3 protein-coding genes are annotated in these 3,816 nt (G+C 72.0%); 2 read left to right on the top strand and 1 reads right to left on the bottom strand.

The genetic code is table 11. The features are described from left to right. Together ACQKIP_RS42335 and ACQKIP_RS42330 are read left to right on the top strand one after the other, a co-directional pair. Positions 1–1,035, top strand: a 1,035-nt coding sequence (locus ACQKIP_RS42335) for an MFS transporter (protein ID WP_427745440.1), incomplete at its 5' end; no start/stop codon positions are given. Positions 1,036–1,099: 64 nt separating this feature from the next. Continuing rightward, on the top strand, positions 1,100–1,825 hold the full coding sequence (locus ACQKIP_RS42330) for an SDR family oxidoreductase (protein WP_365857098.1): 726 nt from the start codon (positions 1,100–1,102) through the stop codon (positions 1,823–1,825). Positions 1,826–1,840: 15 nt separating this feature from the next. Here ACQKIP_RS42330 and ACQKIP_RS42325 read toward each other — a convergent pair whose 3' ends face one another. Further along, complete coding sequence (locus ACQKIP_RS42325; protein ID WP_365856371.1) at positions 1,841–3,667, bottom strand: helix-turn-helix domain-containing protein; 1,827 nt, start codon at positions 3,665–3,667, stop codon at positions 1,841–1,843. Positions 3,668–3,816: the final 149 nt, after the last annotated feature.

Raw genomic sequence — 3,816 nt, 5'->3', positions numbered from 1 at the left:
GGGCAGCTGTACGCGGTGCGGGTGCTCCTCGGCATCGCGGAGGCCGGTTTCTTCCCGGGAATCATGCTGTTCTTGACCTGGTGGCTGCCCAGGGCCGAACGGGTGCGGCTGATCGGCGTGTTCCTGGTCGCCATCCCGCTGTCCAGCGCGGTGGGAGCGCCGCTGTCCACCGCGATCATCACGTACCTGGACGGGTTCCTGGGACTCGAGGGCTGGCGTGTGATGTTCCTGCTGGAGGGTGTGCCGGCCGTCGTGCTCGGCGTGATCTGCTGGTTCTACCTCACCGACCGGCCCGAGGACGCCGCCTGGCTCACGCCCGACGAACGCCGCGCCCTCACCTTGGCCCTGGAGGCCGAACGGGCCGAGCTCGCCCCCGCGGCGGAAGGCTCACCCTGGCGTGCCCTGCTCAGCGGCAAGGTGCTCGCCCTGGGCGGCATCTACTTCGGGGTCGTGTACGGCCTCTACGCCCTGTCGTTCTTCGGGCCGACGATGGTCGCCGGATTCTCCGAGCGCTTCGACACCGAGTTCAGCCTCGTGCAGACCGGCGCCATCGTGGCCGTCCCCTTCGTGGCCGGCGCGATCGCGATGGTCCTGTGGAGCCGCCACTCGGACCGTACGGGGGAGCGGCGCTGGCACCTGGCGGGACCGGCCGTCGCGGGCGGCCTCACGATCCCGGTCGCCCTGTACGTGGATTCGCCGTACACGGTCATGCTCCTGGTCACCGTCACGGCCATCGGGATCTTCTGCGCGCTGCCGGTGTTCTGGCACTTCCCGCCCACGGTCCTGACGAGCGCCGGCGCGGCGGCGGGCATCGCGCTGATCAACACCCTGGGCAACGCTTCGGGTTTCCTCGCGCCGTACGTGACGGGGTGGGCCCGCGACGCGACCGGCGACCTCGACACCGGACTGTGGATCGTCGGCATCGTGATGGTGGCGTCCGGAGTGGGGGCGGCGGTGCTGCGCGAGGGGCCGCGGGCAAGGAGCGGTGAAACGTCGGTATCGCGCTCGGCGAAACCATCCATGCAGGAGCAGTAGGACCGCTACGTTCGGCCGTTCCAGGTCATCGCTTCGCCCGTGCGGAGGAACAGTGCTGAAAGGTATGGCCGCCGTCGTCACCGGGGGATCGCGGGGCATCGGCCGGGCGATCGTCGAGCGCTTGTGCCGCGACGGCGCGGACGTGGTCTTCAACTACGCCACCAGCGAGGAAGCCGCCGCCGATGTCGTGCGCGGCGTGCGGTCGGACGGCGGCAAGGTACGGGCAGTGCGCCTGGACCTGAAGGAGCCGGACGGGCCGGAGCGGCTGATGGAGACCGCTCAGGCGCAGGCAGGCGGCCTGGACATCCTGGTGAACAATGCGGCGATGTCCTTCACGCCGGCCCCGCTCGCCCGGACCGAAGTGGAGGTGTTCGACGGCGTGATGGCGGGCAACGCCAGATCGGTCTTCCTGACCATGCGATACGCGGCCCGGCAAATGCGCGACGGCGGCCGGATCGTGAACATCTCGACGATGAACACCGTACGGCCCGTTCCGGGCATCGGGCCGTACGCGGCGAGCAAGGGCGCGATCGAGCAGCTGACGGCCGTAGCCGCCCGGGAACTCGGGCCCCGCGGCATCACCGTCAACACCGTCTCTCCCGGTGCGACCGACACCGATCTGCTGCGCGACACCAACCCTCCGCAAGCCCTTGAGGCGGTCATCGGCATGACGCCCCTTGGCAGGTTGGGCCAGCCGTCGGACGTGGCCGATGTCGTCGCGTTCCTCGCGGGCCCGGACGGGCGGTGGATCACCGGTCAGAACCTGCGGGCGGCAGGCGGGCTGGCCTGAGCCGCCCGGAGCCGTTCAGCCGAGCCGGTCCGCCAACGTGTTCAGGCGCAGGGCGAGTTGGATGTCCAGGGCACGGTCCGCTCCGCGCCAGCCCTCGCCGAGCAGGTCGTCGGCCCGGTTGAGCCGCTGGTAGAGCGTATTGGCGTGGATGTGCAGGTCCGAGCAGGTGCGGGCATGGTGCTGGGCGTTGGCCAGGTAGACCGCGACGGTGGCCGCCAGGTCGCCGCCCCGCCCCCGTTCCCGGTCGTGGTCGAGCAGCGGGCCCACGGTCGCGCGGACGAACAGGCGGGCCTCGTCGGTGCCCGCCTGAGTGAACAGGGAACGGTAGGCGCCCAGTTCGGCGGGCTCGGCCACTGCCCCGCGCCGGCCGAGGGCCCGCAGCATCGTCGCCGTCTGCCGTGCCTCGCGGTGTGCCCGGCGGATCTCCGCGACACCGCGCCCGCACGCGGCCACGCCCACCGGGCCGGAAAGACCGCGCGGCTCCACCAGCGCTCTGAGCGCGGCCAGGTCCAGGCCCGGCACCAGGAACGTGATGTGGTCGCCGAGCTGGGCGCTCCAGCCCGATGTCTCCTGGGCCAGCCTGGCGATCTGGTCGGCCGTGTGGTCGCTGTCGCGGGCCTCCACGACGGCGACGGCGGCAATGGAGTCCACGTCCATGCCCGCGCCCAGCGCACGGCGCCGCACACCGGCCTCGTCGGCTTCCGCGGAGAGCAGCGAGGTCAGCACCTCGCCGCGGGTGCGCAACTGCGTCTCCAGGACCGAGCGTTCCAGTGCGGCCACCAGTGCCACGGTGAGCGCGCCGATCGAAAGGAGCCGTACGTCCTCGTCGCCGAATTCCCGCTCCCCGGTCGCGACCAGCGATCCGGCATGTCCGCCGCGTACGACCACGGGCAGCGCCACGCCGTGCTGTCCGTCGCTCTGGAAGGGGCGCGGGGTCTGCGGCTCGTCACCCGTCCAGGGCGCAGGACGCACACATTCCGGCCCGGCGAGCAGGGTGCCGTGCGCGTCCAGGACCGACACGGTCAGCCCTGTCGCACCGGTGATGGTCCTCGCGACCTCGCGATAGCCGCCCCCGCCCACCACCACGTCCGTCAGCCGGTCGCGCAGTTCCGCCTCCGTGCGGCGCAGGGAGTCGCTGCGCCGCAGCGTCAGATTCGCCTCCCGCAGATCCGCGATGAGCGCCGCATTGCGCAGGGCCACCGCCGCGTGGGCCGCCAGGGCGGCGAGCAGTTCCACCTCGCGGTCGGTGAACCTGCGCGGGCTGCGGTCGGCGGCCAGCAGCACCCCGACCGGCTCGTCGTCGACGATCATCGGGACGCCCAGAATCCCGCCGAGCTGCTCGGCCGCCGCGGCCCCGTCGACGGCAGGGGTGCGGGTGAGGGCCGGGTCCTCGCGGTAGCACGTGGTGGACCTCGGGGCGCCGCTGAGCAGGACGAGCCCGCCAAGTCCCTCGCCCGGTTCGAGTTCGATGCCCCGCAGGGTCGAGCCCATCGAGCCGTCGACGGTCTCGATCCGCAGCCGCCGGTCGTCGTGGAGCACCATGATGTAGGCGAGGTCGACGGAGAGCAGCCGCCGCGCGTGCGCGGCCACTTCCCGCAGTACCCCGCTGGACGCGGTCAGCGCCCCCAGACGCCGGGCCAGGTCGTTGAGCGCCGCCAGTTCGGCGGACTCCCGCTGCTGGCGTGTCATGCGCCGCAGGATCTCGCGGGCGTGCGCGGCGGAGTCCTCGACCTCCGCCGCAAAGCGGCCCTCGGCGACGAGCGCGAGGCGCAGCGCGTCGATCTCGTCGGGCGACGGCGCCTCGGACAGCAGCCGCAGCCAGCGGTTCTCGGTCGTATGCACCCCCTCATGATGCAGTGGGGCCACGAAGCCCACTGTGGAGGGTCTCTCCGTGGCGGGGCCCGGAGCATGGAGGTTGTCTCCGTACGGATCGTCGTGCTGTCGTGTTTCGATCGACATCAGCAGCACCGCCCGCGCCGGCCCGGCAGTAC

It is taken from the genome of Streptomyces sp. NPDC059900, assembly GCF_050270335.1.
Classification (GTDB): Bacteria; Actinomycetota; Actinomycetes; order Streptomycetales; family Streptomycetaceae; genus Streptomyces.
The sequence above is the reverse complement of the archived record's forward strand: the minus strand, read 5'-3'. Positions and strand labels throughout refer to the sequence as shown.